At 67.2% G+C, this 25,803-nt stretch carries 24 protein-coding genes and 1 riboswitch; of the genes, 17 read left to right on the top strand and 7 right to left on the bottom strand.

The window, feature by feature from the left end:
• The first annotated feature begins 69 nt into the window (after positions 1-69).
• The gene (locus tag ASD75_RS01730) at positions 70-561 is read left to right on the top strand and encodes a Crp/Fnr family transcriptional regulator (protein ID WP_043565827.1); all 492 of its coding nucleotides are present in this window, start codon (positions 70-72) and stop codon (positions 559-561) included.
• 111 nt (positions 562-672) lie between these two features.
• A complete protein-coding gene (locus tag ASD75_RS01735) occupies positions 673-1,641 on the top strand; it encodes a hypothetical protein (RefSeq protein ID WP_056742609.1) in 969 nt (322 codons plus the stop codon).
• Between the two features lie 60 nt (positions 1,642-1,701).
• On the opposite strand, the gene ASD75_RS01740 is transcribed toward ASD75_RS01735, so the two are convergent.
• On the bottom strand, positions 1,702-2,256 hold the full coding sequence (locus ASD75_RS01740) for an adenine phosphoribosyltransferase (RefSeq protein WP_043565825.1): 555 nt from the start codon (positions 2,254-2,256) through the stop codon (positions 1,702-1,704).
• A gap of 222 nt (positions 2,257-2,478) precedes the next feature.
• On the opposite strand from ASD75_RS01740, the gene ASD75_RS01745 reads away from it, so the two are divergent.
• On the top strand, positions 2,479-5,532 hold the full coding sequence (locus tag ASD75_RS01745; protein WP_056742611.1) for an EAL domain-containing protein: 3,054 nt from the start codon (positions 2,479-2,481) through the stop codon (positions 5,530-5,532).
• A 115-nt stretch (positions 5,533-5,647) separates the two neighbouring features.
• Here ASD75_RS01745 and ASD75_RS01750 read toward each other — a convergent pair whose 3' ends face one another.
• The gene (locus ASD75_RS01750; protein WP_056056799.1) at positions 5,648-7,633 is read right to left on the bottom strand and encodes a monovalent cation:proton antiporter family protein; all 1,986 of its coding nucleotides are present in this window, start codon (positions 7,631-7,633) and stop codon (positions 5,648-5,650) included.
• A 213-nt stretch (positions 7,634-7,846) separates the two neighbouring features.
• On the opposite strand from ASD75_RS01750, the gene ASD75_RS01755 reads away from it, so the two are divergent.
• From ASD75_RS01755 to ASD75_RS01770, 4 genes are read left to right on the top strand one after another with little or no spacing between them, the layout of a single operon-like run.
• The gene (locus ASD75_RS01755; protein ID WP_056742612.1) at positions 7,847-8,848 is read left to right on the top strand and encodes an SIS domain-containing protein; all 1,002 of its coding nucleotides are present in this window, start codon (positions 7,847-7,849) and stop codon (positions 8,846-8,848) included.
• Positions 8,849-8,850: 2 nt separating this feature from the next.
• A complete protein-coding gene (locus ASD75_RS01760) occupies positions 8,851-9,420 on the top strand; it encodes an HAD family hydrolase (RefSeq protein ID WP_056742613.1) in 570 nt (189 codons plus the stop codon).
• Positions 9,417-10,037, top strand: coding sequence for an LPS export ABC transporter periplasmic protein LptC (lptC, locus tag ASD75_RS01765; protein WP_056056794.1), 621 nt, complete (start codon positions 9,417-9,419; stop codon positions 10,035-10,037). Before ASD75_RS01760 ends, lptC begins: the two co-directional genes overlap by 4 nt.
• Positions 10,038-10,078: 41 nt before the next feature.
• The gene (locus tag ASD75_RS01770) at positions 10,079-10,861 is read left to right on the top strand and encodes an SDR family oxidoreductase (protein ID WP_200947546.1); all 783 of its coding nucleotides are present in this window, start codon (positions 10,079-10,081) and stop codon (positions 10,859-10,861) included.
• 118 nt (positions 10,862-10,979) lie between these two features.
• On the opposite strand, the gene ASD75_RS01775 is transcribed toward ASD75_RS01770, so the two are convergent.
• Both ASD75_RS01775 and ASD75_RS01780 read right to left on the bottom strand, forming a co-directional pair.
• Complete coding sequence (locus tag ASD75_RS01775; RefSeq protein WP_056742615.1) at positions 10,980-11,534, bottom strand: RNA-binding protein; 555 nt, start codon at positions 11,532-11,534, stop codon at positions 10,980-10,982.
• A gap of 271 nt (positions 11,535-11,805) precedes the next feature.
• Positions 11,806-12,189 carry an RNA-binding protein gene (locus tag ASD75_RS01780; protein WP_056056787.1) on the bottom strand — a complete coding sequence of 128 codons (384 nt, stop codon included), beginning with the start codon at positions 12,187-12,189 and terminating at the stop codon, positions 11,806-11,808.
• Positions 12,190-12,434: 245 nt separating this feature from the next.
• Positions 12,435-12,620: riboswitch (yybP-ykoY riboswitch) on the top strand.
• 16 nt (positions 12,621-12,636) lie between these two features.
• Here ASD75_RS01780 and ASD75_RS01785 point away from each other — a divergent pair.
• The 4 genes from ASD75_RS01785 (at position 12,637) to ASD75_RS01800 (ending at position 16,381) form a co-directional block, all read left to right on the top strand.
• Positions 12,637-13,203, top strand: coding sequence for a TMEM165/GDT1 family protein (locus ASD75_RS01785; protein ID WP_056056786.1), 567 nt, complete (start codon positions 12,637-12,639; stop codon positions 13,201-13,203).
• A 246-nt stretch (positions 13,204-13,449) separates the two neighbouring features.
• Positions 13,450-14,580, top strand: a complete 1,131-nt coding sequence (locus tag ASD75_RS01790; protein WP_056742616.1) for a homoserine O-acetyltransferase — start codon at positions 13,450-13,452, stop codon at positions 14,578-14,580.
• Positions 14,577-15,161: a methionine biosynthesis protein MetW gene (metW, locus tag ASD75_RS01795; protein WP_055402134.1), complete on the top strand. Its 585-nt coding sequence runs from the start codon at positions 14,577-14,579 to the stop codon at positions 15,159-15,161. The genes ASD75_RS01790 and metW overlap by 4 nt, the downstream gene beginning before the upstream one ends.
• 83 nt (positions 15,162-15,244) lie before the next feature.
• Complete coding sequence (locus ASD75_RS01800; protein ID WP_056742621.1) at positions 15,245-16,381, top strand: glycerophosphodiester phosphodiesterase; 1,137 nt, start codon at positions 15,245-15,247, stop codon at positions 16,379-16,381.
• On the opposite strand, the gene ASD75_RS01805 is transcribed toward ASD75_RS01800, so the two are convergent.
• Both ASD75_RS01805 and ASD75_RS01810 read right to left on the bottom strand, forming a co-directional pair.
• Positions 16,359-17,000, bottom strand: a complete 642-nt coding sequence (locus ASD75_RS01805) for an NAD(P)H-dependent oxidoreductase (protein WP_056742624.1) — start codon at positions 16,998-17,000, stop codon at positions 16,359-16,361. The genes ASD75_RS01800 and ASD75_RS01805 overlap by 23 nt on opposite strands.
• 72 nt (positions 17,001-17,072) lie before the next feature.
• Positions 17,073-17,543, bottom strand: a complete 471-nt coding sequence (locus ASD75_RS01810) for a MerR family transcriptional regulator (protein WP_056742625.1) — start codon at positions 17,541-17,543, stop codon at positions 17,073-17,075.
• Between the two features lie 169 nt (positions 17,544-17,712).
• On the opposite strand from ASD75_RS01810, the gene ASD75_RS01815 reads away from it, so the two are divergent.
• From ASD75_RS01815 to ASD75_RS01840, 6 genes are all read left to right on the top strand, one after another.
• Positions 17,713-18,546 (top strand): hydroxypyruvate isomerase family protein, encoded by an 834-nt coding sequence (locus ASD75_RS01815; protein WP_056742627.1) that lies wholly within the window; start codon positions 17,713-17,715, stop codon positions 18,544-18,546.
• Between the two features lie 136 nt (positions 18,547-18,682).
• Positions 18,683-20,746 (top strand): methyl-accepting chemotaxis protein, encoded by a 2,064-nt coding sequence (locus tag ASD75_RS01820; protein ID WP_056742629.1) that lies wholly within the window; start codon positions 18,683-18,685, stop codon positions 20,744-20,746.
• 99 nt (positions 20,747-20,845) lie between these two features.
• Positions 20,846-22,072, top strand: a complete 1,227-nt coding sequence (locus ASD75_RS01825; protein ID WP_056742632.1) for a GGDEF domain-containing protein — start codon at positions 20,846-20,848, stop codon at positions 22,070-22,072.
• 70 nt (positions 22,073-22,142) lie between these two features.
• On the top strand, positions 22,143-23,633 hold the full coding sequence (locus ASD75_RS01830; RefSeq protein WP_056742633.1) for a M20 family metallopeptidase: 1,491 nt from the start codon (positions 22,143-22,145) through the stop codon (positions 23,631-23,633).
• Between the two features lie 66 nt (positions 23,634-23,699).
• Positions 23,700-24,227, top strand: a complete 528-nt coding sequence (locus tag ASD75_RS01835; protein WP_082564846.1) for a peroxiredoxin — start codon at positions 23,700-23,702, stop codon at positions 24,225-24,227.
• 138 nt (positions 24,228-24,365) lie between these two features.
• Positions 24,366-25,244: an alpha/beta hydrolase gene (locus tag ASD75_RS01840; RefSeq protein WP_056742637.1), complete on the top strand. Its 879-nt coding sequence runs from the start codon at positions 24,366-24,368 to the stop codon at positions 25,242-25,244.
• 69 nt (positions 25,245-25,313) lie between these two features.
• On the opposite strand, the gene ASD75_RS01845 is transcribed toward ASD75_RS01840, so the two are convergent.
• The gene (locus ASD75_RS01845; protein WP_056742638.1) at positions 25,314-25,796 is read right to left on the bottom strand and encodes a YidB family protein; all 483 of its coding nucleotides are present in this window, start codon (positions 25,794-25,796) and stop codon (positions 25,314-25,316) included.
• Positions 25,797-25,803 lie beyond the last annotated feature (7 nt).

Here is a 25,803-nt window from a genome sequence, read left to right on the forward strand (position 1 = left end):
GCCCTATCTTGTAAACGGACGTAAACAGCGCTTGTGTCCGATCTGTAACAGGGTTACTTTCGGCGGACCATGAATGTTCCCATGCCCGTTGCCTCCAAGGTGGACCTCAAAGGTCTGATCGACGCCATTGCCCAGACCACGGCGGAGGACAGCATGACCAACCCGCTGACGGCCGCCCAGTGGGAGGTGCTGTCGTCCTACCTGCTCCCGGTGGTGTTGCCCGCGGGCCAAGTGCTTTTCAGCCAGGGTGCTACGGACCGCACCCTGTACCTGGTCGAAAGTGGCAGCCTGAGCGTGCACTACCAGGACGAAAAGGAACGCCTGCGTCTGGCGATTGTGGGCGCCGGGTCGGTGGTGGGTGAAGGCGCTTTCTTCTCGCACCGCGCACGCAGCGCCACGGTGCAGGCCAGCGCGCCGTGCAAACTGTGGAGCCTCACGGCCATCCGCTTCACCGAGCTGACCAACCGCCAGCCCGCGATTGCCCTGGGTCTGGCCATGGCGGCAGGGGCTGTGCTGGCCAAGCGCCTGGGCAACCGCCGCCGCCGCGTTGCGGCCACCTGACAGGCGGGGCCTGTCGGGGGTTTCCCTCGGGCTTCTTCCGCCTTCTGCGGGGGGATGGCGCGTTACACTCGATTTGGATTTTGTCCAGGCACCATCCGAAGAAAGCAAGCCATGTCCCTGTTCAGTTGGTTCAGCCGCAAACCCGCTCCCGCCAAGCCCCGCGCAGCGGCCGAGCCCTCCGGCCTGTTCAACGCCGACGCCACCGTGCCCCTGCAACCCGGGCGCCAGGGCAAGCCGCTCGTGGAGCCCCAGCCCCCAGAGCACGCCGCCAATCGCAAGAACGAGCGCATGGAGCGCCGTGAGCTGCTCTATACCGTGGTGCGCGACGCCATGGTGCGCGCTGGCGTGCTGTCGGCCAGCTACAAGTTCAAGGTGCTGTCGCTCGACCAGCGCGGCCGCCAGTTCCTGGTGATGATGGACCTGGCCCGGGAATACGGCGGCGAGACGGTGCGCCTGAGCGAGATCGAGGCGCTCATCGCCCAGACCGCCAAAACCCGTTACGACATCCTGGTGACGGCCGTGTACTGGCGCATCAACGACCATGTGGCGGTGGGTATTCCACAAAAGGGCGTGGCGCCCCAAGGCGCTGCGCTGCCGTTGCAGGCGGCTTCTACGGCAGTGCGCCGTCCGCCAGCAGCAGCGGCCACTGCCCCGGCACCCCTGGCCCCGTCGCCTGCACCGCAGGTGGGCGCACGCCCTGCCGCGGCTGCCGCGGCACCTGTTTCCCCTGCTCCTTTGGCGCCCGCTGCGGCCCCGCTGGCTGCGCGCCGCCCGCTCGGTGCGGTGTCGGCCCCCGCACCCCTTGTGTCTGCACCCGCACCGCTGGCTGCCACGCGGCCTGCCTCTTCTGCCCGCTTCGAACCCATCGAGGCCGACGAGGTGGCCGCGTTCAAGCGCGCGCTGGCCAACGCCGCAGGGTCATCGGCTGCCACGGCTGCGGCCGCCAAGCCAGGCGTGCCGGTGCGCTCCGGTCCGCTGCTGCCACCGTCCCAGCCCACAGGGTTTGAGGACACCGAAATGCCCGGTGCCGACGGTCCCGCTCCCGACCTCAGCAGCACCCAGTACGGCGAACTCAACTGATCCAGGGGTCATGTGGTGCACGCCCACAGGGGGCTGTGCACCCATGCCATGGCCCTCGGGTCAGTGGCCTGCAAAGTCCACCAGGGTGTACAGCGGCAGGCCGGCATCGCGCAGGCGCTGCGATCCGCCCAGCTCGGGCAAATCGACAATGGCGGCGCCTTCGGTGACGGTGGCCCCCAGTTTTTCCAACAGCTTCTTGCCGGCCATCATGGTGCCGCCGGTGGCGATCAGGTCGTCGATCAGCAGCACGCGGTCGCCGGCCTTCACGGCGTCGGTGTGCAGCTCCACGGTGGCGCTGCCGTATTCGAGTTCGTAGGTTTCCTCTACCGTGGTGAAGGGCAACTTGCCTTTCTTGCGGATGGGCACGAAGCCCACGTTCAGCTCGTAGGCCACCACGGCGCCCAGGATGAAGCCCCGCGCATCCAGGCCCGCCACAACATCGGGGCGCAGCGCCTTGTCCATGTAGCGGTGCACGAAGGCATCGATCAGCACACGGAACACTTTCGGGTCCTGCAGCAGTGGCGTGATGTCGCGGAACTGCACGCCAGGCGCGGGCCAGTCGGGGACGGTGCGGATGTGCTGGCGAAGGTACTGGTTGACGCTGAGGGGCTGCATGGGCGGGTGGGGAGTAATGACGCGGGGGAGGCCCGGGCAGGGCCAATGCCTGGGTGTGCGCCAGGGGCTGACCAGTGGCGCGAGGCACGGAAAGTGCGAGAGTGTAAACAGCCCGGCGGTCCCCGCGCGCGCCTGCACCAGACGCCATAATGTGTTTCACTGGCGTTACAAACTCGCGCCGCCTGCGGCGGACGGTGCCCCAACCCCCACGACGATCGGCCCATGCCCATCTCCGTCCTGCTGATCGAGAGTGATCACCCCCACGCACAGGCCGTGGCGGGGGCGCTGGCCGACCCCTGGTCGGGCTGGCGCGTGGACGTGGTGGATTCGATCGCCCAGGCGCGCGACCACCTGCTGCGCCACCGCCCCGACATCGTGCTGGCCGCCCAGCGCACCCTGGACGGTTCGGCCTTTGACCTGCTGCAGCTGCTCGACGGCGTTCCGGCCATCATCATCGTGCGCATGGGGGCAGAAACCCACGCGGCGCAGGCCATGCGCCACGGGTTTGACGATTTCACCGTGCAAGACCCGGGGCTCGATTACCTGCTCACCCTGCCCGCGCAGATCGAGGCGGTGCTGGAGCGCAGCTCCAGCGCCCGTGCCCGCCGCGCTGCCGAGGCCATGCTGGCGCGCCAGCACCGGCTGCTGCAGGCCATCTCGAGGGCCCAGGGCATGTTCATTGCCAGCTCAGGTCCCCGTGCAGCGTTCGAGGCGCTGCTGAACGAGCTGATGACCCTGACCCAGAGCGCCTTCGGCCTGGTGGGCCAGGTGCAGCGTGCTGACGATGGACACCCCTATCTGCGCGTGCACGCGATGACCGACATCAGCTGGGACGAGGCCTCGCGCCAGCGCTACGCCCAGCATGCCGAGGATGGCATGGTGTTCGACAACCTGCACTCGCTGGTGGGCGCTGCGCTGGTGACGGGCGAGCCGGTCCTCAGCAACGATGCCAACCACGATGCCCGCAGCGCGGGCACGCCGCCCGGCCACCCCACGCTGCGCACCTACCTGGGCCTGCCCATTCATGCGGCGGGCGAGCTGGTGGCCATGGTGGGGCTGGCCAACCGCAGCGGCGGTTACACCAACGCCGATGTGCAGTTTCTGCAGCCCTTGCTGAACACCATTGGCCAGCTGGAGACCGCCCGCCGCGCCGAGCTGGCCCGCAGCCATGTGGAGGCCGAACTGGCCCGCACCAGCGCCCTGCTGGCCGAGAAGACCCGAGCCCTCGAAGGCACCCTGGACAACATTTCGCAGGGCATCACCAACGTGGACGCCGAGGGCCGCATCCGCGTCTACAACCAGCGCTACCTGGAGCTGCTGGACCTGCCCGAGTCCCTGCTGGCCACGCAGCCGCTTGTGGAAGAGGTGGTGCGCTTTCAGACCGAGCGGGGCGACTTCGGGCCCGAGTTCCAGCTCATCGAGCCCATGGCCCGCAACTATGTGGCGTCGGAATACGCGGCGCATGGCGGCCGCATGAACATGCCGCAGAGCTACGTGCGGCGCACCCGGCAGGGCCGCTACATCGAGGTGCGCACCCGTGCCCTGGAGCCCGGCGGGCGCGTGCGCACGTTCACCGATGTCACCGACTACCTGAGCACGCTGGAGGCCCTGCGCCAGAGCGAGGCGCGCTGGCGCAGCCTGACGGACCTGTCGTCCGACTGGTACTGGGAGCAGGACGACCAGTTTCGTTTTGTGCGGCTGGACGGCAACCCGTACCACACGGAGGGCGTGCCCGATGAGATGCACTACGGCCTGACCCGCTGGGAGTTGCCCGACACCTTCGTCAACGAAGGGCAATGGCGCGAGCACCGCGAGCAGCTGGAGGCGCACCAGGTCTTTCACGACTTCGAGATGCAGCGCCTGTCCCAGGACGGCAAGCCCGTGTGGGTGTCGATCAGTGGCGAGCCCATCTTTGACGAAGAGGGCCGCTTTACCGGCTACCGGGGCGTGGCGCGCGACATCACCGAGCGCAAGCTGGCCGAGGCCGAGATCCAGCGCCTGGCGTTCTACGACGAACTCACCGGCCTGCCCAACCGCCGGCTGCTGATGGACCGGCTGGAGCGCGCGGTGGCCACCACCCAGCGCGACGGCCGCCATGGCGCCCTGCTGTTCCTCGACCTGGACAACTTCAAGGGCATCAACGACACCATGGGCCACGAGTGGGGCGACCGCCTGCTGGTGCAGGTGGCCGCGCGCATCGGGGCCAGCGTGCGGGCCACCGACACCGTGGCGCGGCTGGGTGGCGATGAGTTTGTGGTCGTGGTGCAGGGCCTGCACGGCCATGAGGTCGAAGCCGCGGCCGAGGCCGAGGCCGTGGCCCAGAAGGTGCTGCTGGCGCTGAACCAGCCCTATGTGGTGGATGGCTGCGACATGCACAGCACCCCCAGCATCGGCATTGCGCTATTCCAGGACGCGCAGCAGCCGGTGCAAGAGCTGCTCAAGCGCGCCGACCTGGCCATGTACCAGGCCAAGGCGCAGGGGCGCAACACCCTGTGCTTTTTCGACCCCGCCATGCAGGCTGCCGCGTCGGCGCGTTCGGCGCTGGAGGGCGACATCCGCCAGGGCCTGGCGCGCAACGAGTTCCTGCTGCACTACCAGCCGGTGGTGGACGCCAGCGGCCACCTGCTGGGGGCCGAGGCGCTGGTGCGCTGGCAACACCCGCAGCGCGGCATGGTCTCGCCCGCCGATTTCATCCCGCTGGCCGAGCAGACGGGGCTCATCCTGCCCCTGGGGCGCCAGGTGCTGGCCCTGGCCTGCCGCCAGCTGGCCCAGTGGGCCACCGCCCCGGGGAAAGCCGCGTGGACGCTGGCCGTGAACGTGAGTGCCCAGGAGTTCCGCCAGCCCGATTTTGTGGAGCAGGTGCTGGCAGCGCTGCGTGATGCGGCCGCCAACCCGCGCCTGCTCAAGCTCGAACTCACCGAAAGCCTGCTGCTGCACGATGTGGAGGACAGCATCCTCAAGATGCAGGCGCTGCGCACGCTGGGGGTGGGCTTTTCGCTCGACGACTTTGGTACGGGTTACTCATCGCTCAGCTACCTCAAGCGCCTGCCGCTGGACCAGCTCAAGATCGACCAGAGCTTTGTGCGCGACGTGCTCACCGACCCTAACGACGCCACCATTGCCTGCACCATCATCACGCTGGCCCGCAGCCTGGGCCTGGACGTGGTGGCCGAGGGCGTGGAAACCGAAGGGCAGCGCAGCTTCCTGCTGCGCAACGGCTGCCGCCAGTTCCAGGGCTACCTGTTCGGGCGGCCTGGGCCTGAAGAGCTGCTGTAGTTTGCTATCAATTATGTAGCTGTCAGCGCATATTGCACTAGCGCTACAGGCCGATTGCATTCAAATGTTGTGCCCAACCACCCGCTGAGCTGCCAGTGGCGGGCCCCGGGGCTGGTCAGCCTTTCAGCAGCTTGTCTTCCGCCAGCGCCAGCGCGGCCGGATGGCCCGACAGCACCAGCGTGTCGCCTTCGGCCAGCAGGGCCTCGTCCACTGCCGCGCTCACATGGCCATTGCCGCGCCGCAGGTTGACCACGCGCACACCCATGGCGGGCAGGGCCAGCTGGCCCAGGCTGCGGCCCAGGGCGGTGGAGCCCGGGGGCAGGTTGATGGTGGACAGGCGCTCCTGGTCGCGTTCGTTCACCGTGTCGTCGTCCGCGCCATGGAAGTAGCCGCGCAGCAGGTTGTAGCGCGCATCGCGCTGGTCCTGCACCAGCCGCAGCACGCGGCGCATGGGCACGCCCACCAGGGCCAGGGCGTGGCTGGCGAGCATGAGCGAGCCTTCGATGGCCTCGGGCACCACCTCGGTCGCACCGGCCTCCTGCAGCTTGTCCAGGTACAGGTCGTCCTGCGTGCGCACCACCACCGGCACCTGCGGCGCGTGCGACCGGGCATTGGCCAGCACCTTCAGCGCGGCGGGCACGTCGATGTAGGTCACGGCCACGGCGCTGGCGCGCACCAGGCCCGCCGCCATCAGCGCCTGCAGACGGGTGGCGTCGCCATACACCACCGAGTCGCCGGCCGCAGCGGCCTGGCGCACGCGGTCCGGGTCCAGGTCCAGCGCCATGTAGGGGATGCCCTCGTGCTCCAGCATGCGCGCCAGGTTCTGTCCGCAGCGGCCGTAGCCGCAGATGATCACGTGCTTGCTGGTGTTGATGGACTTGCGCGCAATCGATGTCATCTGCAGCGACTGCTGCAGCCAGTCGCTGGCCACCAGCTTCATCACGATGCGGTTGCTGTACATGATGAGGAAGGGCGTGGCCAGCATCGACAGCACCATGGCCGCGAGGATGGGGTTCATCAGCGCTGGCTGCACCAGCCCGTTGTTCTGCGTGAGCGACAGCAGCACAAAGCCGAACTCGCCCGCCTGCGCCAGGTACAGCCCGGTGCGCAGCGCCACACCGGTGGTCGCGCCCATGCCCCGCGCCAGCACCAGGATGATCCCCAGCTTGAGCACCAGCGGCACCGTGAGCAGCATCAACACCAGCGCCCAGCGGTCCACCAGGATGTGCCAGTCCAGCATCATGCCGATGGTGATGAAGAACAGGCCCAGCAGCACATCGTGAAAGGGCCGGATGTCCGTGCCCACCTGGTGGCGGTACTCGGTCTCGGACACCAGCACGCCCGCAATGAAGGCGCCCAGCGCCAGGCTCAGGCCCGCCAGCTCGGTCAGCCAGGCGAGGCCCAGCGTGATCAGCAGCAGGTTCAGCATGAAAAGCTCGTCGCTCTTGCGCCGCGCGACCAGCGTGAGCCACCAGCGCATCAGCCGCTGGCCGCCCGTGAGCAGCAGGCCCACCAGCACCGTGGCCTTGATCAGTGCCCAGCCCAGCGAGGTCAGCAGCTGGTCGGGCGACGACCCCAGCGCCGGGATCAGCACCAGCAGCGGCACCACCGCCAGGTCCTGGAACAGCAGGATGCCCATCACCCGCCGGCCGTGTTCACTCTCCAGCTCGGCCCGCTCGGCCATCAGCTTGACCACAATCGCCGTGCTGCTCATGGCCATCACGCCTGACAGCGCCAGCGCCGTCTGCCAGCCCATGTCCCACACCCCACCCGCCCAGCGCGACAACGCCAGTGCCATGCCGGACACGACCGCCATTGTCAGCACCACCTGCATCAGCCCCAGGCCAAACACCTGCTTGCGCATGGCACGCAGCTTGGGCAGGCTGAACTCCAGCCCGATGGCGAACATCAGGAACACCACGCCAAACTCGCCCAGGTGGCGCACCCCTTCGGAGTTTTGCGCCAGTGCCAGCGCGTGCGGGCCAATGAGCACCCCGGCGGCCAGGTAGCCCAGCATGGGCGGCAGCTTGAGGCTGCGGCAGGTCACCACGCCCAGCACCGCGGCCAGCAGGTAAAGCAGTGTGAGGGCGAGTGAAGACATGGGTTCGATGCTATCCGAGGCTTGCGTTGTGTAACACAGGATTCAAGCAAGCCATTGGCCGGGGCTGCAGGCCGCTGCTGCCTCCCTGTTTGTGCAAGTCTGGCAAGCCTTGTGGGCCGGGCAAGGGCCTTTCTACCCGGATGCACGGACCGTGCCAGTGGACTTGGCCCATGCGGCGGCCCGGCAGGCATGCCCGGTCGATAGAATCCTTGCATGACTCCCGCCCCCGCCGCGTTGCCCCCTTTTGATGCCGACCAGGCCCTGCGCCTGGCCCGCGAGACCTTCCACATCGAGGTGGAGGCCCTGAATGGCCTGGCGGCCCGCGTGGATGGTGTGTTTGCCCAAGCGGTGTTGATGGTGCTGCAGGCCCGGGGCCGCGTGGTGGTGATGGGCATGGGCAAAAGTGGCCACGTGGGGCGCAAGATCGCCGCCACACTGGCCTCCACCGGCACCCCCGCGTTTTTTGTGCACCCTGCCGAGGCCAGCCACGGCGACCTGGGCATGGTCACCGGCGACGATCTGGTGCTGGCCATCTCCAACAGCGGCGAAAGTGGCGAACTCACGGCCATCCTGCCGGTGCTGCGGCGCCTGGGCGCGCCCATGATCGCCATGACGGGCGGCCTGCAGTCCACCCTGGCGCGTTATGCCGACCTGGTCCTCGACTGCAGCGTGGCGCGCGAAGCCTGCCCGCTGAACCTTGCCCCCACCGCCAGCACCACGGCCCAGCTGGCCATGGGCGACGCGCTGGCCGTGGCCCTGCTGGACGCCCGGGGCTTCCGCCCCGAAGACTTTGCCCGCTCGCACCCCGGCGGTGCGCTGGGCCGCAAGCTGCTCACCCATGTGGGCGACGTGATGCGCTCGGGCACCGAGGTGCCGCGCGTGGCCCCCGATGCCTCGTTCAGCGACCTCATGCGCGAGATGAGCGCCAAGGGCCTGGGCGCCTCGGCCATCGTCGATGCCGACGGGCAGCTGTTGGGCATCTTCACCGACGGCGACCTGCGCCGCCGCATCGAGGCCGGGGCGGACCTGCGGTCCACCACCGCAGCCCAGGTCATGCACGCCAACCCGCGCCGCATTGCCCCCGACGCCCTGGCCGTGGACGCCGCCGAAATGATGGAAGCCCACGCCATCACCAGCGTGCTGGTGGTGGACGCTGCGGGCGCCCTGGTGGGCGTGGTGCACATCGGCGATCTGATGCGGGCGAAGGTGATCTGACGATGGCGCTGGTTCCTCAGACCTCTCCCTCTCCTGCCCTGCAGATTGACCCTGAGCTGCTGCTGCGCGCCCAGGGCGTGCGCGTGGCCTTTTTCGACGTGGACGGTGTGCTCACCGACGGCGGCCTGTACTTCAGCGAAACGGGCGAGACCCTCAAGCGCTTCAACACCCTGGACGGCCACGGCCTCAAGCTGCTGCAAAAGGCAGGCATCACCCCCGCCGTCATCACCGGTCGCGACTCTGCCCCATTGCGCGTGCGCCTCAAGGCCTTGGGCGTGGAGCACGCCGTGTTTGGCACCGAAGACAAGCGCCCCGCCGCGGAGCAGATTCTGGCCACCCTGGGCCTGACCTGGGCGCAGGCGGCTGCCATGGGCGACGACTGGCCCGACCTGCCCGTGATGCGCCGCAGCGCCTTTGCCTGCGCGCCCGCAAACGCCCAGACCGAGGTGCGCCACGCGGCCCACTTCGTCACCCAAGCGCGCGGGGGCGAGGGTGCAGCGCGCGAGCTGTGTGACTTGCTGCTGGTGGCCACGGGCCGCTATGCGGCGCTGCTGGCGGACTACACCGCATGATCCGCGTGATCCGCCAGGGCTGGGACCAGCTCTCGATCTACCTGCCCGTGGTGCTGATGGGCCTGCTGGCCCTGGGCACCTGGTGGCTGGTGCGCAACGCGCCCATGCCCCAGTTGCCTGCGATTGACCGGCCCGTGCAGCACCAGCCGGACTATTTCATGAAGTCCTTTTCGGTGAAGACATTCGATGCCACGGGCCGCCTGCAGAGCGAGGTGCAGGGTGACGAGGCGCGCCATTACCCCGACACCGACACGCTGGAGATCGATCAGGTCCGCATGCGTTCGGTCAGCCTCGATGGCCGGGTCACCGTGGCCACGGCCAACCGGGCCCTGAGCAACGCCGATGGCTCCGAAGTGCAGTTGTTCGGCAACGCCATCGTCAAGCGTGAACCGCTGCCCGCCAAGCCCGGGGCGGCAGCGCAGCCCCCCATGGAGTTCCGTGGTGAGTTTCTGCATGCCTTCACCAACACCGAGCGGGTGCGTTCTGATCAGCCGGTCACGCTCACCCGTGGCAACGACCGCTTCACCGCCGACAGCATGGATTACGACAACCTCGACCAGGTGTTGCAACTGCGCGGGCGCGTGCGCGGCATGATCCTGCCGGGCACCACGCGGTAGCCTCCACCTATCCTGCCTTGCCGCCCACTGTCGGAATGCACATGACCACTCCCCTTGTCTTCATCACCGGCGCATCCAGTGGCATCGGCCAAGCGCTGGCCCAGCGCTACCACCAAGCGGGGTTTCGCCTGGCTCTGGTGGCGCGGCGCACTTCCGAAGTCAAAACATGGGCAAGTGCTCAAGGAATAAGCCCTGAAAGCTATGAAATTTATAGTGCTGATGTGTCGGTGACTGACAGCATCGTGACTGCAGGGCGCGATTGCATCGCACGCCAGGGTGTGCCGGATGTGGTGATCGCCAATGCCGGCATCAGCGTGGGCATGGACACAGCGGTGCGGGACGATATCGACGTCATGGCCCGCACCTTTGCCACCAACAACATTGGCATGGCGGCCACCTTCCAGCCGTTTGTGGACGCCATGGTGCAGCGCGGCAGCGGCACCCTGGTGGGCATCGGCAGCGTGGCCGGCATCCGGGGCCTGCCCGGCCATGGCGCCTACTGCGCCAGCAAGGCGGCTGTCATCAGCTACTGCGAAAGCCTGCGGGGTGAATTGCGCCCCCACGGCGTGCGCGTGGTGACGGTGTCGCCGGGCTACATCGATACCCCCCTCACGCAACAGAACCGCTACAGCATGCCGTTTTTGATGCAGCCCGCCGATTTTGCCGACCAGGCGTTCCGCACCATTCAGGCGGGCGTGAGCTACCGGGTCATCCCCTGGCAAATGGGCGTGGTCGCCAAGCTGCTGCGCATGCTGCCGAACCCATTGTTTGACAAGGTGCTAGCGGGCCGTCCGCGCAAGCGCCGCCAGAGCGAAATGCAGTAGGGGCGGGATTGCACAAGGCGCCCCAAGGCGCCGTGGGCGATGGAGATTGCTATCTCGACGTGCAGCTGCCATGAAAAAGGGCCCTGAAGGGCCCTTGTGACAGAAAAACGGGTGTGGTTCAGTAGCCGCCGTTGCCGCCGCCACCGTAGCCACCACCGCCGCCATTGCGGCCGCCGCCACCACCGTTGCGTGAACCCGAGCCGTACGGGCTGCGGAAGCCACCTTCGCTGCGGCCACCGCCGCCGTAGCCCCCGCCACCACCTTCGCGGCCGCCGCCGTATCCACCGCCGCCGCCCTCGCGGCCACCACCATAGCCACCGCCGCCTTCACGGCCGCCGCCATATCCGCCACCACCGCTGCGGCCGCCGCCGTACCCGCCACCACCACCACCGCCGCCGAAACCACCGCTACGGGGTGGGCGTGGTTCCATGGGGCGGGCTTCGTTCACCACAATGCTGCGGCCGCCGAGGGGTTGGCCGTTCATGCCGTTGATAGCGGCCTGGGCTTCTGCGTCGCTGCCCATCTCCACAAAGCCAAAGCCTTTGGAGCGACCCGTGTCGCGCTCCATCATGACCTTGGCGCTGGTCACGGCACCGAACTGGCCAAAGGCCTGTTCCAGATCACCGTCGCGCACCGAGTAAGGCAGGTTGCCGACGTACAGTTTGTTGCCCATCGAGGGACTCCTCAAAAACACATGGATAAAGCGATGGAGTCCCCAAAACGCAGCCAGCTAATCTCAATGACGCTCTCAGCGCGAAACTGACGGATCACCGCAAACTTGAAATGCAGGCAAAGCCCGCCAGACCATTATGCGCCACACTTTTGGGGAAAAAGCAAGGGGCTTTGCGCGCTGTGGTGTCCGTGCCGCGCCAGAACGCAAAAAGGAGCCCGAAGGCTCCTTTTTTTGTCGTCGGCAGGTCCTGAGGACTGCCGATAAGGACTTATTAGTAGCTGCTACGGCCACCGCCGTAACCACCACCGCCGCCACCGCCGTAGCCGCCGCCACCGCTACGGCCACCGCCGTAACCGCCGCCGCCGCCATTGCCGCCACCGAAGCCACCGCTACGGGGAGCGCGGGGCTCCATAGGACGGGCTTCGTTGACCACGAGGTCACGGCCACCGAAATTTTGACCATGCACGCCTTGGATGGCGGCTTGGGCTTCAGCATCGCTGCCCATTTCGACAAAGCCGAAACCCTTGGAGCGGCCGGTGTCACGTTCCATCATGACCTTGGCGCTGCCAACCGAGCCGTACTGGCTGAAGGTCTGCTGCAGATCTTCGTCGCGGAAAGAGTAGGGCAGGTTGCCCACGTAAAGTTTGTTGCCCATGAAGGACTCCTGAAAAAACACAAAAACGCGATGGAGCCCGACGCAATCAACAAACCTGTGACGACTTCAAAGACGCGAAACTGACCATTCACCGCTAAGCTAACTGCCCTTCTGCAAGCAGAAAAGCGAATCCATTATTAATCACTTTATGGGGCCCGTGGGGTTTTATTTCTGGGCAGATGGGCTCAAAACACCGGGGCAGCGTGGTTTTTCGGGGAATTTCAGGGCAAACCATAGGGTAAAATCCGTGGGTCTTTGGGGAGTAGCCCGCCCGGCCGCGCAACGCGCCGGGGGCATGCGTCAACACACTTGGGTTCTTTGAGACCTATGGCGTATGCGGCTTTTGAGCTGGGCGAGACCATTGACTGCAAACCGATCCACATGGCCGGAGTCGGGGTGCAGTCAATGCGTTTTCCACCCATCCGGCCGGATAGGACCCCCTCCCCCATGGAAGCCTTCTTCATTTCCACCGCCATCGTCGCGCTCGCCGAGATGGGCGACAAGACGCAGCTGCTCGCTCTGGTGCTCGCGGCACGCTTTCGCAAACCCTGGCCCATCGTGCTGGGTATCCTGGTGGCCACGCTGGTCAACCACGGCCTGGCCGGCGCTGTCGGTGCCTGGGTGACCACCTTCCTGGGCCCCCAGGTGCTGCGCTGGATTTTGGGCGCCTCATTCATCGCCATGGCGGTCTGGATGCTGATCCCCGACAAGCTGGACGAAGGCGAAGCCGACGGATCGCCACGCTGGGGTGTGTTTGGCACCACCGTGGTCGCATTCTTCCTGGCCGAGATGGGCGACAAGACCCAGATCGCCACGGTCATGCTGGCTGCCAAATACAACGCTTACCTCTGGGTGGTGGCGGGCACCACGTTGGGCATGATGCTGGCCAATGCGCCCGTGGTCTGGCTGGGTGAGCGCATCACGCGCAAGGTGCCCATCCGCGCGGTGCATCTGGTGTCTGCCGCCATCTTTCTGGTGTTGGGGCTGCTGGCGATTTTTTCGTCTGCAGGCTGACCTGATCGGTGCGACGGGCTGGGCGACGCGGCGCTGCTTTGGTATATTTGCTAGACGCGCCGATTTGCCACAGCTTGCGGGCGCTTTATAAATTCTGCTAAAGACCCGTCCGACACACCTGCCCGGCCTCGTTTTTAGCGACGCCGGGTATTTTTTTGCCGAGGTTTTGCCCTCGGTGACAGCGGCTCCTCAAGGGGCTTGCGGCGTGTGCAAGCGGTGGAACGTGAGGGCTTACCAGTTCCAACTATGTCGTTCATCGCCACACCCCAGTCCATGCATTTCCCGGATGCGCTGCCGCTGCAAAGCGGCGCGTCCATCCGCGACTACCACCTGGCCTTTGAGACCTACGGCACGCTCAATGCCGACCGCTCGAACGCCGTGCTCGTGTGCCACGCCCTCAACGCCTCGCACCATGTGGCGGGCGTGTACGCCGGGCAGGACAAGAGCGAGGGCTGGTGGGACAACATGATCGGCCCCGGCAAGCCCGTGGACACCGACCGCTTCTTCGTCATCGGCGTGAACAACCTGGGCTCGTGTTTTGGCTCCACCGGGCCCATGCACCACCACCCGGACACCGGCGAGGTTTATGGCGCGGACTTCCCGGTGGTCACGGTGGAAGACTGGGTCAACGCCCAGGCACGGTTGCTGGACCGTCTGGGCATCCAGCAACTGGCGGCCGTGCTGGGCGGCAGCCTGGGCGGCATGCAGGCCCTCAGCTGGACGCTGCAGTACCCCGAGCGCATGCGCCACGCGGTGGTGGTGGCCAGTGCGCCCAACCTCACGGCCGAGAACATCGCCTTCAACGAAGTCGCCCGCCGCGCCATCGTGACCGACCCGGATTTCCACGGCGGCCACTTTTACCGCCACGGCGTGATCCCCAAGCGTGGCCTGCGCATTGCCCGCATGATCGGCCACATCACGTACCTCAGTGACGACGTGATGAACGAGAAGTTCGGGCGTCAGCTGCGTGAAGGCATCGACCTGAAATACAGCACGCAGGACATCGAGTTCCAGATCGAAAGCTACCTGCGCTACCAGGGCGACAAGTTCAGCGACTACTTCGACGCCAACACCTACCTGCTGATCACCCGCGCGCTCGACTACTTTGACCCCGCCCGCGCGCACGCCGGCAACCTCACGCGCGCCCTGGCCCGCGCCACGGCGAAGTTCCTGTTGGTGAGCTTTACCACCGACTGGCGCTTCTCGCCCAAGCGCAGCCGTGAGATCGTGAAGGCCCTGCTCGACAACCGCCGCAGCGTGAGCTACGCCGAGATCGATGCGCCCCACGGGCACGATGCCTTTTTGCTCGATGACGCCCGGTACATGGGCGTGATGCGCTCTTATTTCGATAGCATTGCCAAGGAGTTGCAACCATGACCGAAAAAGCGGCGATGCAAGCCCTGGCGCGCCTGGTGCCCCCCGGCTCGCGCGTGCTCGACCTGGGCTGTGGCAACGGCGCCATGCTTGACTACCTGCAGCGCGAGCGCGGCTGCAGCGGCTATGGTGTGGAGATCGACGACGCCAACGTGCTGGCCTGCGTGCAGCGCGGGGTGGATGTGATCCAGCTCAACCTCGACGAGGGGCTGGCCATGTTCGACGACAACAGCTTTGACGTGGTGCTGCAGATCGACACGCTGCAGCATTTGCGCAATGCCGAAACCATGCTGCGCGAGACCGCGCGCGTAGGCCGCACGGGTGTAGTGGCGTTTCCCAACTTTGCGCACTGGCCCAACCGCCTGTCCATCCTGCGCGGACGCATGCCCGTGACGCGGCGCCTGCCCTACCAGTGGTACGACACGCCCAACATCCGCGTGGGCACCTACAAGGACTTCGAAGTGCTGGCCACCAAGAACAGCCTGCGCATCCTGGATGCCTTCGGCCTGCAGGATGGACAGGAAGTGCGCTGGCTGCCCAACGCACGCGCGGGCACCGCCGTCTTCCACTTCGAACACGCGTAGCGCTTACCGGGGTGTACGCCCCGGCGACACGCCGCTGTCAAGCGCATCGGCTAAGGTGCGGGCTCCGTTTGTAGGAGACCCGCATGAAACGCATTGCACTGCGCGCCGTGACTGCTGCCGCGCTGTTGACCACCTGGGCGCTGGGCGCCGTGGCCCAGGCCTGGCCGCCCACCCCCACCGTCATTGCCCACCGGGGCGCCTCGGCCCTGCGGCCGGAGCACACGCTCGCCGCGTACCAGAAGGCCATTGATGACGGCGCCGACATCATCGAGCCCGACCTGGTCATCACCAAGGACGGCGTGCTGGTGGCGCGGCACGAGAACGCCATCGCCATCCTGGGCGCCGATGGCTCTGTGAAGGAAGCCACCACCGACGTGGTGGACCGCCCCGAGTTCGCAGGCCGCAAAACCACCAAGACCATCGACGGCCAGGCCATCACCGGCTGGTTCACCGAAGATTTCACCCTGGCCGAGCTCAAAACCCTGCGCGCCCGCGAACGCATCCCTGCACAGCGCCCGGCCAACGTGGCCTATAACGGCCAGTTCGAGGTGCCCACCTTGCAGGAGGTGATCGACCTGGCCAAGGCGGCGACGGCCAAGACCGGTCGCACCATCGGCATCTACCCCGAGACCAAACACCCCACCTACTTCCAGTCCATCGGCCTGCCGCTGGAGGCGCCACTGCTGGCCGTGCTGGAGAAGAACGGCTGGAACCACAAGGACGCGCCCGTGTTCGTGCAGTCGTTCGAGGTCAGCAACCTGCAGGCGATCCGCAAGCTCAGCAGCGTGCGCCTGGTGCAGCTGGTCGCCCCTTCGGGCCGGCCGTATGACTTTGTGGCGCAGGGCGCGGCCAACACACGCGCTTATGCCGACCTGATCACGCCCGAGGGCCTGAAGCAGGTGGCCACTTACGCCAACGCCATTGGGCCATTCAAGACCCTGGTGGTGCCGGTGAAGGACGGTGTGCCCGGCGAGCCCACGCCGCTGGTCGCGCAGGCCCATGCCGCCGGGCTGGCAGTGCATATCTGGACGCTGCGGCCCGAAAACGCCTTCCTGCCCGCCGGTCTGAAGAAGGCGCCCACCACCGATGGCATCGTGCGCGGCGACAGCGTGGCCGAGATCACGGCCTACCTGCGCGCGGGCATCGACGGCTTCTTCACCGACGACTCGGCGGTGGGCCGTGCTGCAGTCCAGGCCTTCACGGCGAAGGCGACGAAGTAACAGGTGCCGGGCGCGGCTTGCCCGGTGCGGAACGCGCCCCCTGGCGCAACCCCAGTTGCCGCGCCTTTTCCACCCACAGTGCCAGCCGGTCGGCGCTGGCGCTGCGCACCGGGCCAAAGCTGTGCACCTGCACGGGCCGGATGCCGCAGAACTCCAGGATGGCTTTCTTCATCTGGTGGTGCCCCGGCATGCGCGTGACCCAGCGGAAGTACCAGGGCGGCGAGTCCATGGTCACCAGCAGCTCGGCCGATCGGCCGGTCAGCAGCTTGTCCCACAGCGATGAGCCTTTGCGGTACTTGAAGGCATAGCCGGGCAGCAGCACGCGGTCGATAAAACCCTTGAGCAGCGCGGGCATGGCGCCCCACCAGATGGGGTACACCCACACCAGGTGGTGCGCCCAGCTGATGTCAGCCTGTGCGGCCAGCAGGTCGGGTTCCAGCGGCTGGGCAGCGCCATAGCCCTGGAACAGGGGGTTGAAGGCCAGCTGACCCACGTCCAGAAAGCGCACCTGCGCCCCGGCGTGCCGGGCGCCCTCGGCATAGGCACGTGCCATGCCCGCGCACAGGCTCCCGGCGGCGGGATGGCCCAGGATGACCAGAATGTTGTGTTGCTCTGCCACAGACGCTCCATCTCGGTGTTGTTGATGGCGCCATGGTCACCTTGCCCCACGGGGCAGAGTCAAGCGGTCAGGTCAAGTCGCGGTGGATCTCGCAGCGCCCGCTGTGGTCGCTGCACCAAATTGCGCGGGGTTGTGCGCTGGAGGTGCCACCGCCAGTGTGTAGAGTGCAGCGCAGGCTTCGGGTGCCACGGGCACGGCCAGCGTGTCGCAGGTGTGCAGCTCGGCTTCCAACAGCGCCAGCTGCGCGTCCAGCGCTGACAGGCGCGCCAGCTCCTGCGCCACGGCGGCCCGCCGCCCGGCCACCAGTTGGGCCATGCGGTCCCAGCCTGCAGCGGTGTCGATGTGGGGCAGGCCGTCCAGCTCCGACAGCCGAAAACCCAGCGCCTGGGCCCGGCGGATCAGCAACACGCGGGCCACATCGGCCTCGCCATAGTGGCGGTAGCTGCCCGCGCGTGCCACCGTGCCTAGCAGGCCCCGTGACTCATACAGCCGGATGGCCTTGGGCGTGGTGCCGGTGCGTTGGGTGAGTTCTCCGATGCGCATGGGTGATCCTGAGATTGCTATAAAATGTATAGCTGTAAAGGCATATGAAACTAGCGCTAGAGGCGAATTTGGCACAAATTCAGGCTCCACGGCGCTCTGGGCGGGCAATGGGCTCGTTGGCTACACGATAAGCTGCGGCGCTTAGAAGTTGCCTCTTCGCACTGCCCCCATGCCCCAGTTTGCCGCCCATCTGAGCCTGATGTACACCGAGCTGCCCTTGCTCGACCGTTTTGCGGCTGCGGCGCGCGACGGGTTCCGGGCGGTGGAACTGCACTTCCCCTACGCTTTCGACCCCCGCGAGATCGCTGCCCGGCTGCAGGACAACGGCCTGCAGCTGGTGCTGTTCAACGCCCCGGCGGGCGGGTTCGCGCCCACCGACATGGCCCACGCCTGGGACCAGGGCGCACGGGGCCTCGCCGCGCAGCCGGGTCGAGAGGCGGAGTTTCGCGCCGGGGTGCTGGAGGCCCTGCGGTATGCCGAGCAACTGCGCTGCCCGTTCATCAACCTGCTGTGCGGCACCGTGCCGCCGGGGGTGGAGCGCGAATCGCTGAAGGCCCTGTGCGTGGGCAACCTGCGCTGGGCGGCAGAGCAGGCCGCGCGTGCAGGGTGTGACATCCTCATCGAGCCCACCAACCTGCGCGACGTGCCGCGTTATTTTCTGAACCGGCAGGACCATGCGCACGAGCTGCTCGACGCGGCCCAGGTGCCCCACCTGAAGGTGCTGATGGACCTGTACCACTGCCAGCTGGTGGAGGGGGACCTGCACGGCAAGCTGCAGCGTTACCTGCCCACGGGCCGCGTGGCCCACATCCAGGTGGCGGGCGTGCCCGCGCGCAACGAGCCCGACCGGGGCGAGCTGCACTACCCGTTCCTGCTCGACACCATCGACGCCCTGGGCTACACGGGCTGGGTGGGGTGCGAATACACCCCGGCGGCAGGCACGTCACAGGGGCTCGGTTGGCGGGACTGGGCCCTGCGCAGCCGCGCCCCTCACCCCGCATAGATCGTTTCGGCGGTCGGCACCAATACGCGCGAATGCGTAAGGGAATGCGTGAATAAATGTAACAAGGTGCTGCGCTTAGAGTGAATGCAGACCGGCCCAGCCGGCTTTCCGCATTCCATTCCAGGAGACACCCCGCATGCCCGCATCCCTTGCCAACAACCGATCCGTCGCGCGCCAGGTCACGTTGACCGCCATTGCGCTGGTGGCCTTGGTGCTGGTGCTGGTGGGGCTGGCGATTGCCGTGCTGACCGAGCGCAGCACCCGCGCCCAGGTGGTGGCCAGCGTGGGCGACACGGCGCAGAGCGTGGCGCAGTCGCTGGACGCGGCCGACAACACCAACCGCGAGCTGGTGCAGCTGACCATGAAGGGCTTTCAGCGCTACTTCGAGGCCACCATGCAGCTCGACGAAGCCTCGGGCGAGCTGCGCAGCTACGGCGCGCTGGTCAACGAGGACTATGGCTCGGTCGACAAATTTGCCAGCGAGACGGGCGGCATTGCCACCGTGTTTGCCAAGAAGGGCGACGATTTCATCCGCATCACCACCTCGGTCAAGAACGACAAGGGCGAGCGCCAGATGGGCACGCCGCTTGGCCGCACCGACCCGGCCTACGCCACGGTGTCCAAGGGCGAGCCCTTTACTGGCGTCACGGTGGTGAACGGCAAGCCCTTCATGGGCCACTACCTGCCCGCCAAGGACGCCTCGGGCAAGGTCATTGCGCTGCTGTTCATCGGCAACGACATCAGCGTGTTCCACGCCATGCTGCAAAAACAGGTGGCGCAGACGAAGTTCTTCGAACACGGCGGCACCTATGTGATCAACCCTGGCACCTCGCTGGACCAGGCCGTGTTTGTGTACCACCCCACCGCGCGCGGCAAGCGCGTGCTGGAGGCCTACCCGCAGGCGCGCCCCTTCTTTGAAGCGCTGGCCGCATCGCAGGACGGCTTTGTGCGCGAGGCCGCAGACGTGCTGGGCACAGGCGCCGAGAACCCCTGGGCGCTGGTGCGCAAGACCGGTGGCGGCTGGTGGGTGGTGGCCGAGGTGGCCGACGGCGAGGCCATGGCCAGCCAGCGGCGCGTCACGCTGGCCGTGTGGGGCCTGATGGCCGTGGCCGTGGTGCTGCTGGCCATCGGCCTGTTTGTCATGCTGCGCCGGGGCGTGAGCCGCCCGCTGCAGGACCTGACCCAGGCCATCACGCTGGTCGCGCAGGGCGACCTGACCGAGGCCTTCCACACCACGCGGCGCGACGAGATCGGCGCGCTGGTGCAGGAGGTGGAGGGCATGCGCCAGCGCTATACGCAGATGCTGCAGCAGGTGCGCAATGCCGTGGACAGCATCACCACCGCCAGCGCCGAGATTGCCAGCGGCAACCAGGATCTGTCGGCCCGCACCGAGGCCACGGCCAGCAGCCTGGCGCAGACCGCACAAAGCATGGAGCACCTGACCTCCACCGTGCGCCAGTCGGCCGACGCCGCGCGCCAGGCCAACCAGCTGGCCAGCACCGCGGCCGAGGTCGCCGCGCGCGGCGGCCAGGTGGTGGGCGAGGTGGTCACCACCATGGGCGACATCAACCAGAGCTCGCGCAAGATCGCCGACATCATCGGCGTGATTGATTCGATCGCGTTCCAGACCAACATCCTCGCGCTCAACGCTGCGGTAGAAGCCGCCCGCGCGGGTGAGCAGGGCCGGGGTTTTGCCGTGGTGGCCAGCGAAGTGCGCAACCTGGCCGGGCGCAGCGCCGAGGCCGCGCGCGAGATCAAGGCGCTGATTGGTGCGTCCGTAGAGCGGGTGGAGTCGGGCGCGCGCCTGGTGCAGAACGCGGGCAGCACCATGGACGAGATTGTGGGCTCGGTCAAACGGGTGGGCGACATCATCGGCGAGATCACGGCCGCATCGACCGAACAGTCCGACGGCATCGGCCAGGTCAACACCGCCGTCAACCAGCTCGACCAGATGACGCAGCAGAACGCTGCGCTGGTGGAGCAATCGGCCGCCGCTGCGCAAAGCCTGCGCGAGCAGGCCACGCGGCTGGCGGGCGCGGTGCAAGTGTTCAAACTCTCGCGCGGCGACGGCACGGCGACCCACGGTGGCCTGGGTTACTCGCCGCGCGGGGCCCTGGCTGCGCCCATGGCGCAAACCGACGACGGCGAGGGACAGCACGCGCCCGGCAGCGGAGCCCGGGCGCCCGCCCAGCTGCAATAGGGCGCACGAACGGTGGGGGTGGTCATCCGGCGGTTTGCGGTCTGTGGCCCTTGGTTTATGCTGGTCTGATTCCTTTCACTCCCCCGCCCACCTGCATCCATGGCCGCCCACGTCCCCACCATGCTGGCAATGATCATTGCCAGCTCCCTCATGATGGCGGCCTCCATGGCCGTGGTGGGCTGGGGCCGGCGGCGCGATGGTCTGGGTCGCTGGGCGGCGGCCCTGCTGGTCAACGCCATCGGCCACCTGCTGATCATGCTGCGCGGCCTGATTCCCGATGTGTTGTCCATCGTGGTGGGCAACCTGATGTTGTCCAGTGTGTTCGTGGGGATGATTGCTGCGGTCTACCAGTTCCAGGGGCGGCCGGTGCGCTGGCCGCTGCTGCTGGCCCCACCGGCGCTGGTGCTGGTTTTTGTCTCGGTGTTCATCGACAACTTTCCGGCGCGGGTGAGTTTTGTGGGCCTGGTCATCGGGCTGCAGGCCGTGTGGGCGCTGCTGGCAGCGCTGTCGCACCGGCATGCCACCGTAGGGCGCGGGCAATGGCTGCTGGTGGCGGGCCTGTTGCTGGAGGCCGTGGTGCTGGGGGGCCGTGCATTGGTGGCCATCAGCACGCACACCGAGGCCACGAACATCCTGCAAAGCAGTGCGCTGCAAACGCTGACCTTTCTGGCCACCTTCTCGGTGGTGCTCGTCAGCTCGGTGGGTTTTGTGTTCATGTCGCGTGACCGGGCCGACGAAAACAACCGCGTGCTGGCCGCGCTGGACCCGCTCACCGGCGTGGCCAACCGCCGCTCGCTGATCGCCGCGCTGGACCGCGACGTGGCCCGCGCGCAGCGCATGCGCGAGCCCATGGCGCTGATGATGGTGGACATCGATCACTTCAAGGACGTGAACGATCAGTACGGCCACCCCGCCGGTGACCGCGTGTTGTGCAGCGTGGTCAATGTGCTGCGCCAGCGCGTGCGTGCGCAGGACCTGGTGGGCCGCTACGGGGGCGAGGAGTTCATGGTGCTGCTGCCCGACACCGGCCTCACGGGCGCCGAGCAGCTGGCGCGCGAGCTGTGCAAGGCGGTCGAGGAGTCCCGCTGCCCCGCCGATGGCGTGCCCGGCCCCGGCATTGCGGTCACGGTGAGCATTGGCGTGTTTGGCGGGCGGCTGGAGTCGGGTGACAGCTGGGACATGCTGATTGCTGCCGCCGACCGCGCGCTGTACCAGGCCAAGAACAACGGCCGCAACCGCGTCGAGGTGGCCACGGGCTTGCGCCGCCCCAGCGCCCAGCTGGCGGCCCAGGCCAATCCCGAGACCCTGCCCGAGTCTCTGTATTGATCGATGGCGCCCGGCGGGGGGTTGTGTTGGAATGGCGGATTGATCACCTTCCGCCTTCAGGAGCCCCACCATGAACGCCCGAGTGCCCTCCCAAGTCCTTCAGCCTGAGCTTGCCCTGCAGCGTGTCAGCCAGGCCTGGGACAGCGACATTGTTCGCCAGCTCACCGACTACATCGCCATCCCTGCCAAGTCCCCCACGTTCGCGGCCGACTGGGCCGAGTTGGGCCTGCTCGACACCGTGGTGCGCAACGCCGCCGCCTGGGTGGAGTCGCAAAAGGTCGAGGGCCTGACGCTCGAAATCGTGCGCCTGGAAGGCCGCACCCCCGTGCTGTTCTTCGAGATCGCCGCCACCCAGCCCAATGCCACCGACACCGTGCTCATGTACGGCCATCTGGACAAGCAACCCGAGTTCTCTGGCTGGCGCAGCGACCTGGGCCCTTGGACGCCCAAGTACGAAGACGGCAAGCTCTACGGCCGGGGCGGCGCCGATGACGGCTATGCGGTGTACGCCAGCATCGCTGCGGTGCAGGAACTCAAGCGCCAGAACGTGCCGCACCCGCGCATCGTGGGTCTGATTGAAACCTGCGAGGAAAGCGGCTCGCGCGACCTGCTGCCCTACATCGATGCACTGAAGCCCCGCATGGGCAACGTGGCGCTGGTCGTGTGCCTGGACTCGGGCGCCGGCAACTACGACCAGCTGTGGCTCACCACCAGCCTGCGCGGCATGGCCAGCGGCACGCTGAAGGTCGAGATCCTCACCGAGGGCATCCACTCGGGCGACGCCTCGGGCCTGGTGCCCTCGTCGTTCCGCATCATGCGGCAGGTGCTGGACCGGCTGGAAGACAGCGCCACTGGCCGCCTGCTGCCCGCCAGCTTCCATTGCGAAGTGCCCGCCGACCGGCTGGCCCAGGCCCGCGCCACGGCGGCCATCCTGGGCGAAGAGGTGTACCGCCGCTTCCCCTGGGCGCACTACGACTGCGGCGGCTCCACCACGTTTGCACTGCCCACCACCACCGACCCGGTGCAGGCATTGCTCAAGCGCACCTGGGAGCCCACGCTCAGCGTCACCGGGGCCGAAGGCTTTCCGGCGCTGCAGGACGCTGGCAACGTGCTGCGACCCTACACCGCCTTCAAGCTCAGCCTGCGCCTGCCCCCGCTGGTGGACGCAGCGCAAGCCGTGCAGGACCTGAAGGCGCTGCTGGAAGACAACGCGCCCTACCAGGCCAAGGTCACCTTCCAGAGCGGCGGCGGTGCCACGGGCTGGAATGCCCCGGCCACCACACCCTGGTTCGAGCAGGCGCTCAACGAGGCTTCGCAGGCGCACTTTGGCGCGCCCTGCGGCTACATTGGCCAGGGCGGCACCATTCCGCTCATGAACATGCTCAGCGAAGGCTTTCCCACCGCGCAGATGATGGTGTGTGGCGTGCTGGGCCCCAAGAGCAACGCGCATGGCCCCAACGAGTTTTTGCACGTGCCCTATGCCAAGCGCCTCACCGCCTCCGTGGCACACGTGATGGCGGCCATGGCCCAGCAGGCAGCCGCTGCGGCCACGGCCCCCTGACACCAGAGGGCGCCACACCAGGCGCCCTGGGTGCTCTTCCTCACGCTTCCATCACCGGGTCACACCATGGAAAAACGCGTATTTCTCCACGCCTGCTCTGCAGCTGCCCTTGCCACTCTCGCGCCGGCGTCCGGTACGGCCCAGACCCCGGCTGGCGGCAGCACACCGGGCCCGCTTCACACGCTGACCGGTACCAACAGCGAAGGCAAACCGGTCATGCTGACGGACTATGCGGGCAAGGTGTGTCTGGTGAGCTTTTTCACCGCTGGCTGCGCTCTGTGCACCAACGAGTTGCGCCTCATGCGCGAGTTTTACACCGCCAATCGCCAGCGCGACTTTGTGCTGCTGGGCGTGAACATGGATGAGAAGGCTTCTGACTTCATGCAGTACATCGAGCTGCTCAAGGTATCAGTGCCCGCCGAGCAGCGTTTTCCCATTGCCTGGCGAAACGCCGAGGGGCACAAGGACAGTTTTGGCGCCATTTCGCGACGTCCCACGCACTTCGTGCTCAACCGCAAGCACCAGCAAGTGCTGCGGCGCGAAGGCAATTTCCTGCCCACCGACTGGGATGACCTCTGGGTATCTCTGGCTTGAAAACCCCGAGCAGCTTCGCCCGATCAGGGGTCACGCTCTCTGGGTCTTGCCGGCAGTACAAGCCTGACCATTTAGTGCATCGGGTATTTGGGTGCGCCGGGTATGCTGTCCCATCGCGTCTCGAATGCCCTGCTTTCCATGACTTCTGACGAACTGCTTCCTTCGACCCTGACCACCTTCACCGCCAGCGACGGCGAGAACCTTGCCGTGCAGGACTGGCCGCTGCCCGAGGGTGAGCCGCAACGCGGCACCGTGTTGCTGGTGCACGGCCTGGGCGAGCATGTGGGCCGCTACGACGCGCTGGCCCGCCGCCTCAACGACTGGGGATTTGCGGTGCGGGGCTATGACCAATACGGCCATGGCGAATCGGCCGGGCCGCGCGGCGGGCTCACGTCGGACATGCGCCTGCTGGACGATCTGGCGGACCTGGTGGACGCCACCCGCGCCCGCATGCCGGCAGGGCAACCCCTGGTGCTACTGGGCCACAGCATGGGCGGCTTGGTGGCCTCGCGGTTTGTGTCACTGCACCTGCGGCCGGTGGATGCACTGGTGCTGTCCTCCCCCGCACTCGATGCCGGCCTGGGCGCCGTGCAAAAACTGCTGCTGGCCACGCTGCCGCGCATCGCGCCCAACCTGCGCGTGGGCAATGGGCTGGATGCACAGTACCTTTCGCATGACAGCGCCGTGGTGGCGGCCTACCTGGCCGACCCGCTGTGCCACGACCGCATCAGCGCGCGCCTTGCCCGCTTCATTGCCGAGGGTGGCCCCGCCACCGTCGCCCGTGCTGCGCACTGGAGCGTGCCCACGCTGCTGATGTGGGCGGGCAGCGACAAACTGGTCAACCCCGCGGGCAGCCGTGCCTTTGCGGCCGCTGCACCCAAGGCCGTGGTGCAGTCCCACTGCTTTGAGCCCCTGTTCCACGAGCTGTTCAACGAAAGCCCGGAACTGGCGGAGCCGGTGTTCGACCTGCTGCGGCAATGGCTGGTGCGGCGCTGCGCGGTACCTGCAAAGCCGTAGGCAGGCACCGGGTGGCCTGATATCAGAGAAAACGGCTGGTTGCGCTAGTGCAATATGACCCGGTTGCTATTATTTTTGAAGTAGGCCGCCGAGCATCCCCAGCAGATCGTTGGCATTGCCAAACCCGCCGTGGGGCGCCTGGCCCTGGGGGCTCAGGTGGTCTACCAGGCCCGGCAACACCTGCGCCAGCTGCCCCGCCGCAGCGCTGGGGCCTACGCCCAGTTGCGACGCAATCTGCGCCAGCGGGCCACTGCCCAGCACCTGGGACAGCTGCTCGCCCGATATTGCGTGGTTGGGCCCCGTGCTCAGCCAGGACGCCATCACATTGCCCAGCCCTGCCTGCTGGAACTTGGCCATCAGCCCCGGCAGGCCGCCCACCGGGCCATCGTTGCTGATCAGGGACATCACGGCCTGCACCAACTGCGGGTTTTGTGCGGCCAGGCTCAGCAGGCCACCCAGGCCACCACCGGCCCCACCCGCCGCAGCGGCGCCACTGCCGCCTTGTGACGCGTTGTTGATGACGGCACCTAGAACGGAATCGAGCAAACCCATGGTGTTC

This window comes from Acidovorax sp. Root568, from assembly GCF_001427445.1.
Lineage (GTDB): Bacteria > Pseudomonadota > Gammaproteobacteria > Burkholderiales > Burkholderiaceae_C > Acidovorax > Acidovorax delafieldii.

Coding starts and splice junctions, on each gene's coding strand:
- ASD75_RS01730 (WP_043565827.1), top strand. CDS start 70: ATGAATGTTCCCATGCCCGTTGCCTCCAAGGTGGACCTCAAAGGTCTG.
- ASD75_RS01735 (WP_056742609.1), top strand. CDS start 673: ATGTCCCTGTTCAGTTGGTTCAGCCGCAAACCCGCTCCCGCCAAGCCC.
- ASD75_RS01740 (WP_043565825.1), bottom strand. CDS start 2,256: ATGCAGCCCCTCAGCGTCAACCAGTACCTTCGCCAGCACATCCGCACC.
- ASD75_RS01745 (WP_056742611.1), top strand. CDS start 2,479: ATGCCCATCTCCGTCCTGCTGATCGAGAGTGATCACCCCCACGCACAG.
- ASD75_RS01750 (WP_056056799.1), bottom strand. CDS start 7,633: ATGTCTTCACTCGCCCTCACACTGCTTTACCTGCTGGCCGCGGTGCTG.
- ASD75_RS01755 (WP_056742612.1), top strand. CDS start 7,847: ATGACTCCCGCCCCCGCCGCGTTGCCCCCTTTTGATGCCGACCAGGCC.
- ASD75_RS01760 (WP_056742613.1), top strand. CDS start 8,851: ATGGCGCTGGTTCCTCAGACCTCTCCCTCTCCTGCCCTGCAGATTGAC.
- lptC (WP_056056794.1), top strand. CDS start 9,417: ATGATCCGCGTGATCCGCCAGGGCTGGGACCAGCTCTCGATCTACCTG.
- ASD75_RS01770 (WP_200947546.1), top strand. CDS start 10,079: ATGACCACTCCCCTTGTCTTCATCACCGGCGCATCCAGTGGCATCGGC.
- ASD75_RS01775 (WP_056742615.1), bottom strand. CDS start 11,534: ATGGGCAACAAACTGTACGTCGGCAACCTGCCTTACTCGGTGCGCGAC.
- ASD75_RS01780 (WP_056056787.1), bottom strand. CDS start 12,189: ATGGGCAACAAACTTTACGTGGGCAACCTGCCCTACTCTTTCCGCGAC.
- ASD75_RS01785 (WP_056056786.1), top strand. CDS start 12,637: ATGGAAGCCTTCTTCATTTCCACCGCCATCGTCGCGCTCGCCGAGATG.
- ASD75_RS01790 (WP_056742616.1), top strand. CDS start 13,450: ATGTCGTTCATCGCCACACCCCAGTCCATGCATTTCCCGGATGCGCTG.
- metW (WP_055402134.1), top strand. CDS start 14,577: ATGACCGAAAAAGCGGCGATGCAAGCCCTGGCGCGCCTGGTGCCCCCC.
- ASD75_RS01800 (WP_056742621.1), top strand. CDS start 15,245: ATGAAACGCATTGCACTGCGCGCCGTGACTGCTGCCGCGCTGTTGACC.
- ASD75_RS01810 (WP_056742625.1), bottom strand. CDS start 17,543: ATGCGCATCGGAGAACTCACCCAACGCACCGGCACCACGCCCAAGGCC.
- ASD75_RS01815 (WP_056742627.1), top strand. CDS start 17,713: ATGCCCCAGTTTGCCGCCCATCTGAGCCTGATGTACACCGAGCTGCCC.
- ASD75_RS01820 (WP_056742629.1), top strand. CDS start 18,683: ATGCCCGCATCCCTTGCCAACAACCGATCCGTCGCGCGCCAGGTCACG.
- ASD75_RS01825 (WP_056742632.1), top strand. CDS start 20,846: ATGGCCGCCCACGTCCCCACCATGCTGGCAATGATCATTGCCAGCTCC.
- ASD75_RS01830 (WP_056742633.1), top strand. CDS start 22,143: ATGAACGCCCGAGTGCCCTCCCAAGTCCTTCAGCCTGAGCTTGCCCTG.
- ASD75_RS01835 (WP_082564846.1), top strand. CDS start 23,700: ATGGAAAAACGCGTATTTCTCCACGCCTGCTCTGCAGCTGCCCTTGCC.
- ASD75_RS01840 (WP_056742637.1), top strand. CDS start 24,366: ATGACTTCTGACGAACTGCTTCCTTCGACCCTGACCACCTTCACCGCC.
- ASD75_RS01845 (WP_056742638.1), bottom strand. CDS start 25,796: ATGGGTTTGCTCGATTCCGTTCTAGGTGCCGTCATCAACAACGCGTCA.